The organism is Methylobacterium sp. D54C (genome assembly GCF_053345595.1).
In genome coordinates this window covers 22,715-36,010 of sequence record NZ_JBKFAK010000011.1, presented here as the reverse complement: position 1 = coordinate 36,010, position 13,296 = coordinate 22,715, and the positions used below count along the sequence as shown (strand labels likewise).

The window sequence follows — 13,296 nt, the reverse complement described above, 5'->3', positions numbered from 1 at the left end:
CGACGATGTGAGGAGTGCGCGTCATAGGTCCAGATACAGCGCCATCCCGCGCCATCACCTGTATCCAGACCCAAGCCCTATCTACACACGGCAGCCGTCACCGAGCGCTTACCATGCTGGTGGCAGTCGTGATTGAGTATCATTCGTTCGTTGTGCACTCGGTCACCAATGACAGTGCGGACCGGGCGCAGCTCAGCAGCATGGCCGCTCGGTCTAATTTGGCCATGAAGGCGAACAAGCTCAATGAAGCGGCCGGCTGGGATTTATATTCCGTCAACAGCTCCCGGCCTGCGAACGCGCCGACATTTGTGTGATGATGTCCCAGCCGATGGCGTCCGACACCAAGCTCGATGGACGATAAGGCAAAGAAATTTCCGCTGCCGTTGTCGAGAGAATTCCTGTAAGCGATGGGCAGCCGAAATTATGTCTTAACCCTATTGATCTCTGTCGAGAATGCAACAAAGGTGACATGGTCTGAAATAACTTACTCCGCATCAACATACGCCGAATTTTGATGACAGATCGGGCATGCTGATCTTTACTCAAAACGGCATAAGGACGATCACAATCTACGATTGTCTGGTATTGGAAGATCATCGACCCAATATCCCAAGCCTCGTAGGAAGCGAAAACCAATACTTTTTGGATGGACAAGGATGGTGCGCAAATTCTCGCTCACGTCCTTGCCAGGGAGAATAAGGCCTCGCTCTTGCAATAGATGATCCAGTAAGGGTCGATGCTGCATTGGTGCTCGGTTTTTCAGCAGCACATCACGTACAGCCGCGCGAACTTCCTGCACAGTTAGTGCGCGATGCGATGATATGGCAAGACTGGCCGCCCCCCATTCCTGACCAAGCATCCGCTCTACAGCCTCAAGACGCAGCGCAAGCGCGTGAATAGCAGCACGAAGATCAGCTTGGTCGCCCTGAATGACTTCGGCATTGGCAGTCGTGTCTAGCGAATCATGTGTTCGAGCCGTCAGGCCGGCCAGCGCAACGTCGCGCTCAAGCACGCGCACGACGTAGTTATTTAGGCTTAAACCTCTGTCGAGAGCGGAGCGCTTAAGCGCTGCGTGAAGTGTTGGGGTAAAATAGAATGTCGTTTTGATCTGAGTACGATCCTTTTGGATGCGATTTTGCGTGGGAAGCGCACCTTCTATGGCCTTGGATGTCTCGTGCTCGCTTCCCATTAGGAACTCCCGCATTCAAGCTTCGTCCATCGCGCCGACATGCATTCACGTCAAGCATGATGCGCCGTCATGACGGCAGCTCAAGGCAATTTTTGCAAAGCAACAAAGTGGCAATGAGAACGACACGTGATCTGGCTTGACCCCAGATGCCTTGTGCTGAGGACCTGTATATGAAGGTGAATTTGCCGTCTTGACGGCGTGTCCTGGATCATGGATGGTCGTTTGTGACGCGCCGGATGCTCCCGGCATCGGAGTAAAGGCGGACCCAAGAGCCCTGGCGGTCCAGCAACTCCAACGCATTGGAAGATATATTATGCAGCTCGGCACCCGCGACGATGATCAGTGTTCAGCGAAGATGCACTGGTCTGTGACTCAGACCGTCACGAATGGTCACGCTGAGCTACATGCTGACTCGAACGGTCACGTCTTGCTTCGCAATGACTCGGGATCCAATCCGATCTCGAGCACTGGCGAGTCAAAGCTGCATCTCGCGAATAAATTTCGCAGTAACGGGGGTGAAAGACATCTAGGTCAGCAGACTGGTACACGCGCTGCCAGCACGGACCTTCAGTACGCGATGCGGTACCGCCAACTAAGAGCCCGCTTCGCGCAAGAGCGGGGGAACGCGGCAGAGGAGACCCCGGAGGCCTTCGTGGCCTGGCTGCTAACTCTCATGCACACACTACGGCCGAACACGCGACGCCAGTACCGAGCGGCGGCCCGCACTGGTCTTCAGGTGCTGCATAATGTTGCCTCCGACGCAGCCCTCGAGGCTGAAGTGGCGCGGGCGTTGATGCAGCTGGATCGGCCTTGGTCTGAGGTCGTTCAGGCATCCGAGACGATCCCCTCGCCGCGGCCTCCAGCGACATCCGCCCGCAAGCTGAAGAACGTTACCGACGAACTTTTGGCACAGCTCGGCACCGAACTCATCAAGCGGCACGGGCATAACGATGCTGCACTGTATGCCTACCTATATGCTGGCTGCCTGACCGGTCTGCGGCCCTGCGAGTGGCGCTGCGCCCGCCTCGTCTACAGAACGAATACGGTCACACTCATCGTGCGCAACGCGAAGGACGGCAACGGTCGTGCCCATGGCCGCTATCGCCGCTTGGTGTGGGGCAACCCTTCTGCCCCGGAGATTGCCATCATCGCGGCTTGGTTGTGCGCCTTGCGGGGTCGCCATGGTCAGTTGCGGCGTGAACCTGCCGCCTTCGACGTTTTCATGCGCGCCCTGCGCGACCGCATCCGCTACGTCGGACTGGCGCTTTGGCCCAAGCGAAGCCGGCGACCCACCCTTTACACGGTCAGGCACGTTTTCGCTGCGCGGGCGAAGCAGATTTACCATCTCGACGAGATCGCGGCCCTAATGGGCCACGCCCACGATGAGACAGCTACGGAGCATTACGCCCGGCCCCCACGCAGCGGCAGTCGCCGTCTGCCGGCTGGCAATCTCCCTCATCCTCACGCTCGCGACGTCGCCAGGATACGCCCTGTCTTCGAACAGCGCCGCACTTTCCTCGGCTTACGTATGGACATCCATCATGCCCCGCGCCCTTGAGGCCGCTCCGCTAAATGTGACGCCTGATAATCCTCTGGCGATCGCCTTCCGCGCAGCCCTCGACACCCCTTACGGGATCGCTCCGCTCACCTCCGCTTTGACAGCGGTCCTGCCGCAGCTCGACGAGGCCCGAGCCCACGGTATCGCGTATCGACCTCTCGCGACGGTGCTGAGCGAAGTTCTGCGTTCCTCCGGTCAGCCGCCCGTGGACGAGAATACGCTACGAGGTCTGCACGCGCGCTTACGTCGCCGGGTGGGACCGGAAAGGCGTCCGCGAGCAGGAGGCTATCACCGTGCCTCGAACGGCTTCGAAGCCGGTTCAGCTATCCCGCAGCCAGCCGCGCCGATGCCTGTCCCGAAACTGTTGGAGGACAGGCCGGCTTCCGCACCGGCAAGCGATCCCGGATCGCCGGCGAGCGGCCTTTCCGAGAGAGCCCGTCAGCTTGCCCGAGCCAAGCGCGTGCTGAGCACGACCTGACAGCTTGAACTCCTCTCCATCACGTAATTCTCACAACCCAACGTAGGATCCCACGATGGCCCGCAAGCAGACGTCCGAGATAAATTATGCCGACGCTCCGAATATTCGCACCCGATTGGCAGTATTCGTGATGAGCGAGAAGGGGGGAGTGTGGAAATCCTCTCTGGTCTGCCGCCTCGTGCCCTTCCTCGAATCTGCCGGGATGCGCGTTGGTGTTGTCCAAGTCGACCAGCAACCGATTCTGGATATTGTCTTCCCTGGACAGGTCGTAACCGTCGCCATGCCGAACGCGGCTCGTTTGCGTGAGGATGACACAGCGGACGCGGTTGCCTTGAGCAAACTCTACGATGCTCTGATCGATACCGACCAGGACGTCACGGTCGTTGATGTCGGCGCGAATCTCGATCAGCGTGTCGTCTCTTTTATGGCTAGCGTTGCTCTACACGAGGTGTTGGCTGCAGCGGGCAGGGCACCCCTAGGTTTGGTGCCTATGCGCCCAGAGGATGAGGCCGTAGAATTGGGCTGCCGCACGATGCGGCGCCTGCCAATCGCTTTGCCCAATGTCCGCTTAGTGCCGGTCCTATGCGCCGATGCCGAGCGGTCGTTCCCGAGCTTAGGCGATGCAGCGCAGGCTCAATTCGATGCTGAAGTAGCGCCGCGTATGGCCTCCGGTGACGGGATGTATTTTCATCGCCTCAATCCTGCTGCTGTTCAGGCGCTCGGCCGCTCCGGTTTGACAGCCCACGCTTTCGCGAACCTCACAACAGACGAGTTGATGCAGCGAACTAAGCTCCACCCCGCTGTAGCTCGCCAGGTGCAGGGCGACATCATCGGCCACGTCGCCAAGATCGAAGAGGAAATGGGCCGGATCTTCGGGCCCTTTTGCGGGGCTGGACGAGAGGATCGCGAACCTGCGTCGTGATGCGGCACACCGGCGTGCCACTCTGTTGCAGGCGCTCAGGTTCACAGAACTCGAAGACGTAGCACATCGTCTGCCGTTTCTCGGAGGCCTGCGTGTTAGTGAGATTGTCGCCCTGATGGGCGCGCGCGAACGGGCTGCCTTTGACAGAGGTATGGCGCACGGCCAAAAACTAGAGCGCGGGCGCCGCTCACTGCTCCACCGTCTGTTTCGGCTCGTCCAATCGTTTACCGGCCTGCACTTCGATCGTGAGTGACGATCCAGCCAGCACAAAGACAATGAAATGCCCGGCGATTATGCTGATTGAAAATAATTTGACCGATCATTACTTAAAAAACCACAAATATTTTGTGTACCGCATAACAAGACACAAATAGTTTCGTTTTCGCCTATCTGGGCGCTCGCTCGTCGATACAGCTAGGGTAGATATGAAGCCGTCCAATTTTCCGACGGATCTTCTCCCAAGCGGACCAGCGGCTTTGAGACAAAGTACGGTACGCCGGATTGCCAGTGCGCGCACAACCGGACGTTCGACTTTGCGCCCATCCCGGTCATACACTCGCATCCTCACGATGCCTGGAAGCAGACATGCAAGCTTGGCATCGATTGTTCAGCAACAGCAACGCTTCGATCAGCACTGCTGTGATGTAAAGCCTCCGGACATCCACGGTCACCGACGACCGTCGCGAGTCGGTGTGCCATGTATCGTTGTGCTATGGAGTGCGGGGAGGATGACACGTCAGGATGCGGTCTATCGGTCAGCACCTCGTCGACGCATGGCCGCGTCTGTATCGCTACGCGTTGACCCTGACGCGCGAGCCTGACGCCGCACGTGACCTGATGCAGCAGAGCGCTCTTAAGGCGCTCTCCACGCGGACGACTCCCCGTGAGCCTCGGGCGGCCCGCGCCTACCTGTTCCAGATTGTGCGCCACGCCTGGATCGACCGAATCCGCCGTTCCCGCATCCGCAACGAAGACGATCTCCTCGATTGGCCTGACGAGGGGTTCGACGACCGCTTGATCGCGGCCATCGCCGTGCGCCAAGCCTTCGCCGCCCTTGATGCACCCTGCCGGTCTGTCGTGACCTGCGTAGATATCGAAGGCTTGAGCTATCGGGAGACCGCTGAACGGCTCGGTCTTCCCATCGGCACGGTCATGAGCCGGCTGCACAGGGCGAGGAGGATCATGCTGCACCGGATCGCCGGGTCATCCGATGGGAACGAGGTGCCGTGATGCGCTGGGAGACCCTCAATGCCTATGTCGATGGGGAGCTCGATGCGCAGAGCCGGCACGAGGTCGCGGAGTCGCTGGCCCGGGACCCGGTCCTAGCCGCGCGGGTCGCAACCCTGACCCGGCTGAAGCAGGGCGTGAAGGCGGCGGTCGTGCAGCCCCGGCGCGCGCCCATCGCCCGCGCCTCCCTCGGATGGGCCTGCGCCGCGGCCTTGGCCGTTCTCGTCGGCGCCGGGTGGCTGGTGATGGCGTCCCGGCCCCCGTCTGATTCCGCGCGCGCCGCCTTCGCCGCCTGGAGCGCGGCGGGCTCGCCCGCGAACGACGGGCGGCTCGCAAGCGGCGCCCGTGGCTTCCCCCTCGATCTCGCGGTGGCTGGCTTCCGCTTGGTCTACCTGTCCCCAGACGACGGTCCGGCCGGTCGCCTCGCCGGGTACGAGGGGCGCCATGGCTGCCGGCTGGCCCTCTGGAGCGGGCCGGCGCCTGCCCAGACCGGTCTCAAGATCGCGGAAGGCAGCCGCGGCCTGCGTCTGGCCCGCTGGGACAGCGAGGGGCGCCACTACGTCCTCCTGTCCGAGACGGTGCCGGCCGAGCGGTTCGCCCTGTTGGCCGAGGCGGCCGTGCTGCTCACCGCGCCGGACATGACCGACCGCCTGCGCATCGCCCTGGACCGGGCCACCGGCCTCCCTGAGCGCCCCTGCGCCGGGTGAGGGGCGAGGACGGACTTTATTTCGATCCGCCGCGAATAGACCGGGGGCGCCATGCGTCTCCTCCTCTGCACAAGGCGGGCCCGGTCACCGGAGCCACGCGCGGACGGGGAGGACTTTCGAATGCTCGACAGACGGGATCTCATTAGGCGCGCAGGCCTCACGGCTCTGGCGGGCCTCGGCGGCGGCAGCCTCGCTCCGCTGCGGGCGCTCGCGGAAGACACGGCCACGCTGCCCTTCGGCAACGGCGAACGGCCCCTGGTGGCCTATCCGGGCAAGCGCCCGCTGCTCCAGATGACCGCGCGCCCGCCGCAGCTGGAGACCCCGTTCTCGGTATTCGACGAAGGTGCGATCACGCCCAACGACGCGTTCTTCGTCCGCTACCATCTCGCCGACATCCCGACCGAGATTGATCCCGAGACCTACCGGGTCGCGGTCAAGGGGCATGTCGAGAAAGAGGTCTCGCTCTCGCTCGCCGACCTGAAGGCGATGCCGACGACCGAGATCGTCGCGGTCAACCAGTGCTCGGGCAACTCCCGCGGCTTTTTCGAACCGCGCATGGCCGGGGGGCAGCTCGCCAACGGGGCGATGGGCTGTGCTCGCTGGACCGGCGTGCCGCTGAAGGCCGTGCTCGACAAGGCCGGGGTGAAGGCCGGCGCCGTCGAGGTCGCCTTCACCGGCCTCGACGGCCCGGTGATCCCGGAGACGCCGGACTTCGCCAAGTCGCTCAAGCTCGACCACGCCCGCGACGGACAGGTGATGCTCGCCTGGGGCATGAACGGGCAGGATCTTCCCTGGCTCAACGGCTATCCCCTGCGCCTCGTCGTGCCGGGCTTCTACGGCACCTACTGGGTCAAGCACCTGGAGAGCATCAGCGTGCTCGACAAACCCTTCGACGGCTTCTGGATGCAGAAGGCCTATCGCATCCCCGACAACGACTGCGCCTGCACGCAACCCGGCAAGGCGGCGGACAAGACCGTGCCGATCAACCGCTTCACCGTGCGCTCCTTTCTCACCAACTTGACCGACGGGGCGGACGTGAAGGCCGGGCGCACGCCCTTGCGCGGCATCGCCTTCGACGGTGGTTCCGGGATCAAGTCGGTGGCGGTCTCGACCGACGACGGCAGGACCTGGACGGAGGCACAACTCGGGCAGGATCTCGGCCCCTACGCCTTCCGGCCCTGGACCCTCGCGGTCGACCTGACGCCGGGGGCGCATGCGATCCGGGTGCGGGCCACGGGCAACGACGGGGTGAGCCAGCCGATGGAGCCGCGCTGGAACCCGGCCGGATACCTGCGCAACGTGGTCGAGACCACCCGCGTGCGCGCGGCCTGAGGGAGTGACGAGAATGACCCGCATCACCCTCGCCCTGACGGCGGCCTTCGCCCTCGCGGCCGGCACGGCCCTCGCCGCGCCGAAATCTTACGAGGTGCCGGAGCCGACCGCGACCCTGCGGGCGCCCAAGGCCGGCACGCACGCGGAGGGCTTCGAGGCGGCCCAGGCGAACTGCCTCGTCTGCCACTCGCCGGACTACATCGCCATGCAGCCGCCGGGCAAAGGCGCCGCCTTCTGGGAGTCCGAGGTGACCAAGATGGTCAAGGTCTACCACGCGCCGATCGACGAGGCGCAGGCCAAGGCCATCGCCGCCTACCTCACCGACACCTATTGAGGCTTGCAATGGGGGGCGGTCATGCGACCGCCCCTCCTCTCGTTACCGCGGCGCCTGCGTCTGGACCGTCGCGCCGGTCTCGCCGGGCTTGCCCTCGACGATGACGAGGCTGCGCCGGGCGGCCGCATCGGCGTTCTGCGTCACCTGCCGGATCGGGCCGACGGCGTTGACGATGGCGGCGCCCGCCGGGTTAGTCATGAAGGCGGCGAGCGGCTCCAGGGGCCCGGTGCCCTTCGGATCGGCCGCGAGGGCCAGGACGTAGGGCTTCTTCGGCGTGAGGCCGGTCACCGCCGCTTGCAGGGTTTGCAACACGCCCTGGTCGAACAGCGTCACCTGCGTGGCCGCCTTGCCGTCCGGCCCGGCCAGCGTCAGCGTGCTCGATTGGCCCGCCACGCCCAGCGGCTGAAGGTTCGGGGCGCCGGCCCCCTCCGGCACCGCCTCCGAGACGTAGGCGACGCCCTGAGGTCCCTGGCCGATCGGGATCGTGGCGATGACGGCGTTGCTGCCCGTATCGATCACCGCGACCGCATCGGCATTCTCCAGGCCGACATAGATCCGCGATCCGTCGCCCGAGGGCCAGAGGCCGTGGGGAAGCGCACCGGTGGGGATGGTCGCGACCTGCGAGAAGTCGTCGGTGCGGAACACCTTCACTTGGTTCAGGCCGCCGATCGTCACGTAGGCGAACTGCCCGGCCTTCGTTCGCGCGATGTTGACGTGGTTGGTGATCGGGCCCGTCTCGATGGTCTTGATCGCCTTGAAGGGCGGCGTGGCCTCGAACACCTGGACGCGGCCGACGTCCTTGAGGGTGAACCACACCTGCTTGCCGTCCGGCGTCGCCGCGATGTCGGGGCAGAACGGGCTCTCCTGTTTGATCCGCCCGACGATCTCGCGGCTCTTCACATCGATGGCGACCGTCTCGGGGCTGAAGCTGGAACAGACGTAGCCGTAATGCCCGTCGGGCGAGAAGATCGTCATGCCGGGCCCGTTCGGCACGGTGATCCGGCCCGTCTCCTTGCCGGTCCCCGCGTCGAGGATCGCGATGTAGTCCTCGCCCCGCACGCTCACCCAGACTTCGCGCCCGTCCGGCGTGAAGAATGCCTCGTGCGGCGAGCGGCCGACATAGGTGGTCTGGCGCACCGTGTTGGTGGCGGTGTCGATGAAGCTGACCGAGTTCGAGCCGATCGAGACGGCGAGCAGGGTCTTGCGGTCGGGCGAGAAGCCCATCCCATGGACGAGGAGCTGGCCGCGATAGAGCGGGCTCAGGTTCGCGGGCGTCGTGTCGCCGAGGCGGATCACGCCGAGGAGTTTGTTGGCGGCGGGATCGATCACCGAGACCGTGTTGGAGAACTGGTCCGAGGTGTAGAACCGGTCTCGGGGGCCGACCGGCACGTCCGGCGCCGAGGCGGACCCCGGTGCCTGACCCGCGAGGGCGGTTCCACCGAGGAGGGCGAGCAGTAGGGTCGCCGGAATGACGTATCGCATCGTAAGGTCTCTTCGCGCTGACGAGGGGGATGGCAAGCGGCGATCCGCTCAGTGATGGTGAGGGGCCAGGCTCCGCTGCGGCGTGGCTTGCGCGACCGGCCGCTCGGCCAGGGCGCGGCGCATGACCTCGATCTCCTGCGCCTGCTCGACGATGATGCCCTGCGCGAGCCGGCGCAGGACCGGATCGCGGCCATAGGCGAGTTCGGCTTTCGCCATCTCGATCGCGCCCTGATGGTGCGGGATCATCATCGCGGCGAAGTCCCGGTCGGGGTCGCCGGACGGCGCCACCGCCATGTCCGCGTGCATCCGCGCCATCGATTGGGCCATCATCGCATCGAAGCCGCCGGGGGCGGTCTGCGCGTGCCCGGCGCGCATCATCATGCCGCCGCTCAAGACTCCCCCGGCCATGAGCAGGGTGATGAGGATCGCCGTCGGTGCGCCGCGCATGGTGTCTCCCGCAGTGTCGAGGTCACGCGGTGAGAGATGCCGGCGGGGCCACGATATTCCCCGCGACACCCGGCGCATCGATCACGGATGCGTGATCGGATTTCGCCATAAAATCCCGGAATAGATCCGGCGTTTCCGGCATCTCTCGTCTGAGTGGCGGTGCGAGCAGGGCCATCGCACCGATCCGGAGACCACCTTGGACGATCTCGCCGTCCTGATCGAACCGCAGATACCGGCCCTGCGCCGCTACGCGACCGCGCTGCTGCGCCAGCGTGAGGCGGCCGACGACCTCGTTCAGGACACGCTGGAACGGGCGATCCGCGCATGGCCTCAGCGCCGCGAGGGCGATCTGCGGGCGTGGCTGTTCGCGATCCTGCGCAACCGCTACCTCGAAGGCGTCCGCCGCCGCAGGGGCATCGAGGTCGGCGTGGAGGCGCTGGACACGATCGCCGACATGGGGGCCGATCCCGAGGCGGCTTTGGGCGCGCGGGACGTGCTCGATGGGATCGCCGCGCTTCCCGAGGAGCAGCGATCCGTCCTGCTCCTCGTCGCGGTCGAGGACATGTCCTATGCCGAGGTCGCCGCCGTGCTCGCGGTCCCCGTCGGCACGGTGATGTCGCGCCTAAGCCGGGCCCGGGGGCGGATGCGCGCCTTTCTCGATCTGGCCCCCACGATCCTCACCGGGCATCTGCGGAGGGTGAAATGACCGCGTCCGACCCGCGTCCCGTCGGCGAGGACGACCTGCACGCCTTCGTGGACGGACGGCTCGATCCGGGCCGCCGTGCCGCCGTCGAGGCGTGGCTCGTCGCACACCCGGAGGCGGCAGCCCGGGTCGCCGCCGATCGGGAGGTGCGGGACCGCCTGCGGGCGCGGCTCGCGCCCGTGGCGGAGGAGCCGATCCCCGCCCGCCTGCGCATCGCGAACCTTGCGGCTCCGCGCCGAATGGGCATCCCGCGCTGGTGGACGAACGTGGCGGCGGCGGCACTCCTGCTCGCCCTCGGGGGCGCGGCCGGGTGGGCCGGGCGCGGCGCCGTGCCGGGCCCGGGCGCGCCCGCCGAACCGATGACGCAGGCGGCCGTCTCCGCCTTCCGCACCTACGTGGTCGAGGCCGCCCATCCGGTCGAGGTTCGCGCCGACGGCTCGTCCGACCTCGTGCAGTGGCTCACCGCGCGACTGGGGCGGCCTGTCACCGTGCCGGATCTGCAGGCGCAGGGTTTCCGGCTGATGGGCGGCCGCCTGCTCCCCGCCGGGGACGGGCTGGCGGCCATGCTGATGTACGACGACGACCGGGGCACCCGTTTGACCCTCTACAGCCGGGTCGGGCCCTCCGGTGGCCGCGGCGTGTTTCGCTATGCCCGCGCGGACGACGTGGCCGCCTTCTCGTGGATCGATTCGGGCATGTCCTACGTGGTGACCGCCCGCACGGACGAAGCGCGGCTGCTTCGGGTCGCCCAGGCGGTCGATGCGCAGGTCTCGGGCCAACGCGACGGTGCGCGGTGACGCGCGCGTCCGGTGTGCATAGAGACGCGACGGCCCCGCCTGACCTCCCCCGTCAGCCCAGGCCCTGCTGAGCCCGAGACGCCATGACCCTCGACCAGTTGCGGATCTTCGTGGCGGTGGCCGAGCGCCAGCATGTCACCCGGGCGGCCGAGGCTTTGAATCTCGTCCAGTCGGCGGTCAGCGCCGCCGTCAACGCGCTGGAGACCCGACACGCCGTCAAGCTGTTCCACCGGGTCGGCCGGGGCATCGAGTTGACCGAGGCAGGCCGCGTCTTTCTCGGTGAAGCTCGCGCCGTGCTCGCCCGCGCCCAGGCGGCCGAACTGGTGCTGGCGGACCTCAGCGGCCTGCGGCGGGGCACGCTGGCCGTTCGAGCGAGCCAGACCATCGCCAGCCACTGGCTCCCCCGGCACCTCGTCGCCTTCCGGGCGGCCTACCCGGACATCGTCCTGCGGCTCGGCATCGGGAACACGGCAGAGGCCGCCGAGGCGGTGCGGGCGGGGACGGCGGAACTCGCTTTTGTGGAAGGCGCGATCGACGACGCCAGTCTGGGGAGCACCCCGATCGCCGAGGACCGGCTGGTGCTCGTGGTCTCGCCCGGCCACCCCCTGGCCGGATGCGCACGGCCGGAACCCGCCGATCTCGCTTCGGCCTCCTGGGTGCTGCGGGAGCCCGGATCGGGGACGCGCTCCGCTTTCGAGGCGGCGCTCGTTGCCTCGGGTATCGCGCCGGATGCGCTCGCCGTCGCCCTGGAACTGCCGTCGAACGAGGCCGTCCTCGCCGCCGTCCTGGCGGGGGCCGGCGCGAGCGTGCTGTCCGAAGCGGTGGTGGGACCCTCGCTGCGAACCGGCGCACTCGTCGCCGTGCCCCTCGCCCTGCCGACGCGGACCTTCCAAGTCCTGCGCCACAGGGAGCGTTACCGCAGCCGCGCGGCCGACACACTGCTCGCTATGATCCAAGCTGCCCCCTGACCGGCTGCGCGATTCAAGCGACCTCGACCCGCACACGGTGCCACGAGGCGCTGAGGTAGCCCTTGAAGTTCCACGTGTCGTCCGGCTGCGCCGGCTGGGTCTGCCCGGCCGAGTCCCAGGCGCGCACCGCGAGTTCGTGTTCGCCGGGCGGAAGGTCCAGCACGATCTCCCAGAACGTCCAGGCGAAGGGCGCGTCGGCCTCGTGGTCCAGCGTGGCCTGGCGCCAGGAGCGCCCGCCGTCGCCCGAGACGTCGACCCGCACGACCGCCCGGTCTCCTGCGATGGCGTACCCACGGACGGGCGTCTCGCCCGCGTCGAGCCGAGCCCCGCGCGGGGGCTCGCAGATCGCCGCGTTGAGCGGCATTGTCTCGATGGTGTGGCCTCGCGCCGGGTCGGCGGTCTCGGCTGTCACGTCCGGCGGGAAGAACTTGTAGTCGTCGGCTTGCATCGGGTTGGCCGACGAATGGTCCTGCACCGTAATACGCCGCAGCCATTTTGGGCTGCGCACTCCGGCAAAGCCCGGCACGACGGCGCGGGCCGGGAAGCCGTGCTCGGGCAGCAGCGGGGCCCCGTTCATCGCAAAGGCCAGCACCGTCTCGTCGGCGAGCGCCTTGGCGAGGGGGATCGAGACGCCGTAGGGCTGGCCCTCGACCACGTCGTGACTCTCGAAGGCCACATGGAGATTCGCCCGCGGCGTCACCCCTGCCGCCCGCAGGACGTCGCCGAGGCGGATACCCGTCCAGTCGGCCGTACCGATGGCGCCACCGTCCCAGGGATCGCCCGAGACCGGCGCCACCGCCCGCAGGTCGGCGCGGCGGTTGCCTGCGCACTGCATCGTGGCCGTGACGGTCGCCTCGGGGAAACGCGCGCGCAGATCCGCCAGGGACAGATTGAGGGGGCCGATGCCCTCGCCATCGACGGACAGGCGCCAAGTGGCGGCGTCGATCTCCGGCAGGTCGCCGTGGGAGCGGACATAAAAATCGTCCGCAGGGGTCCGGTAACCGGCCCGTAGGCGTGATAGCGGCGGCTCGGCATTATAGGGCCGCTCGCCGTGGACGATCAGGCGCGCCATCCGCTCAGCCAAGCTCGACATCGGGTGTGTCTCTCGAAGAAGGTTGGGGTCCAACGCGCTCGGACGTGCCAAGTGGCAAG

General features: G+C 66.3%; 15 protein-coding genes. 10 read left to right on the top strand and 5 right to left on the bottom strand.

The annotated features are described in order from the left end of the window. Positions 1-113 precede the first annotated feature (113 nt). Positions 114-314 (top strand): hypothetical protein, encoded by a 201-nt coding sequence (locus tag ACLBYB_RS20195; protein ID WP_447699802.1) that lies wholly within the window; start codon positions 114-116, stop codon positions 312-314. A 248-nt stretch (positions 315-562) separates the two neighbouring features. On the opposite strand, the gene ACLBYB_RS20190 is transcribed toward ACLBYB_RS20195, so the two are convergent. Beyond that, entirely contained in the window at positions 563-1,189 is a 627-nt protein-coding gene (locus tag ACLBYB_RS20190; RefSeq protein WP_447699801.1) for a hypothetical protein, read from the bottom strand. Positions 1,190-1,841: 652 nt separating this feature from the next. On the opposite strand from ACLBYB_RS20190, the gene ACLBYB_RS20185 reads away from it, so the two are divergent. The 6 genes from ACLBYB_RS20185 (at position 1,842) to sorB (ending at position 7,747) form a co-directional block, all read left to right on the top strand. Then, positions 1,842-2,747 (top strand): hypothetical protein, encoded by a 906-nt coding sequence (locus ACLBYB_RS20185; protein WP_447699800.1) that lies wholly within the window; start codon positions 1,842-1,844, stop codon positions 2,745-2,747. Positions 2,748-3,280: 533 nt separating this feature from the next. Further along, on the top strand, positions 3,281-4,147 hold the full coding sequence (locus ACLBYB_RS20180; protein ID WP_447699799.1) for a hypothetical protein: 867 nt from the start codon (positions 3,281-3,283) through the stop codon (positions 4,145-4,147). A 741-nt stretch (positions 4,148-4,888) separates the two neighbouring features. Then, complete coding sequence (locus ACLBYB_RS20175; protein WP_447699798.1) at positions 4,889-5,377, top strand: RNA polymerase sigma factor; 489 nt, start codon at positions 4,889-4,891, stop codon at positions 5,375-5,377. Further along, entirely contained in the window at positions 5,377-6,081 is a 705-nt protein-coding gene (locus ACLBYB_RS20170) for an anti-sigma factor family protein (protein WP_447699797.1), read from the top strand. Before ACLBYB_RS20175 ends, ACLBYB_RS20170 begins: the two co-directional genes overlap by 1 nt. A 120-nt stretch (positions 6,082-6,201) precedes the next feature. Then, complete coding sequence (gene sorA, locus ACLBYB_RS20165) at positions 6,202-7,413, top strand: SorA family sulfite dehydrogenase catalytic subunit (protein ID WP_447699796.1); 1,212 nt, start codon at positions 6,202-6,204, stop codon at positions 7,411-7,413. 13 nt (positions 7,414-7,426) lie between these two features. Then, on the top strand, positions 7,427-7,747 hold the full coding sequence (gene sorB / locus ACLBYB_RS20160) for a SorB family sulfite dehydrogenase c-type cytochrome subunit (RefSeq protein WP_447699795.1): 321 nt from the start codon (positions 7,427-7,429) through the stop codon (positions 7,745-7,747). Positions 7,748-7,789: 42 nt separating this feature from the next. Here sorB and ACLBYB_RS20155 read toward each other — a convergent pair whose 3' ends face one another. From ACLBYB_RS20155 to ACLBYB_RS20145, 3 genes are read right to left on the bottom strand one after another with little or no spacing between them, the layout of a single operon-like run. Next, the gene (locus ACLBYB_RS20155; RefSeq protein WP_447699794.1) at positions 7,790-9,229 is read right to left on the bottom strand and encodes a YncE family protein; all 1,440 of its coding nucleotides are present in this window, start codon (positions 9,227-9,229) and stop codon (positions 7,790-7,792) included. Positions 9,230-9,277: 48 nt separating this feature from the next. Next, positions 9,278-9,676: a CopM family metallochaperone gene (copM, locus tag ACLBYB_RS20150; protein WP_447699793.1), complete on the bottom strand. Its 399-nt coding sequence runs from the start codon at positions 9,674-9,676 to the stop codon at positions 9,278-9,280. Between the two features lie 22 nt (positions 9,677-9,698). Then, positions 9,699-9,851 carry a hypothetical protein gene (locus ACLBYB_RS20145; RefSeq protein WP_447699792.1) on the bottom strand — a complete coding sequence of 51 codons (153 nt, stop codon included), beginning with the start codon at positions 9,849-9,851 and terminating at the stop codon, positions 9,699-9,701. A gap of 21 nt (positions 9,852-9,872) precedes the next feature. On the opposite strand from ACLBYB_RS20145, the gene ACLBYB_RS20140 reads away from it, so the two are divergent. From ACLBYB_RS20140 to ACLBYB_RS20130, 3 genes are all read left to right on the top strand, one after another. After that, entirely contained in the window at positions 9,873-10,382 is a 510-nt protein-coding gene (locus tag ACLBYB_RS20140; RefSeq protein ID WP_447699791.1) for an RNA polymerase sigma factor, read from the top strand. Further along, complete coding sequence (locus tag ACLBYB_RS20135) at positions 10,379-11,176, top strand: anti-sigma factor family protein (protein ID WP_447699790.1); 798 nt, start codon at positions 10,379-10,381, stop codon at positions 11,174-11,176. Before ACLBYB_RS20140 ends, ACLBYB_RS20135 begins: the two co-directional genes overlap by 4 nt. A gap of 83 nt (positions 11,177-11,259) precedes the next feature. Further along, positions 11,260-12,144 carry a LysR family transcriptional regulator gene (locus tag ACLBYB_RS20130; protein ID WP_447699789.1) on the top strand — a complete coding sequence of 295 codons (885 nt, stop codon included), beginning with the start codon at positions 11,260-11,262 and terminating at the stop codon, positions 12,142-12,144. Positions 12,145-12,157: 13 nt separating this feature from the next. Here ACLBYB_RS20130 and ACLBYB_RS20125 read toward each other — a convergent pair whose 3' ends face one another. After that, a complete protein-coding gene (locus ACLBYB_RS20125) occupies positions 12,158-13,237 on the bottom strand; it encodes a molybdopterin-dependent oxidoreductase (RefSeq protein WP_447699788.1) in 1,080 nt (359 codons plus the stop codon). Between the last annotated feature and the right edge of the window lie 59 nt (positions 13,238-13,296).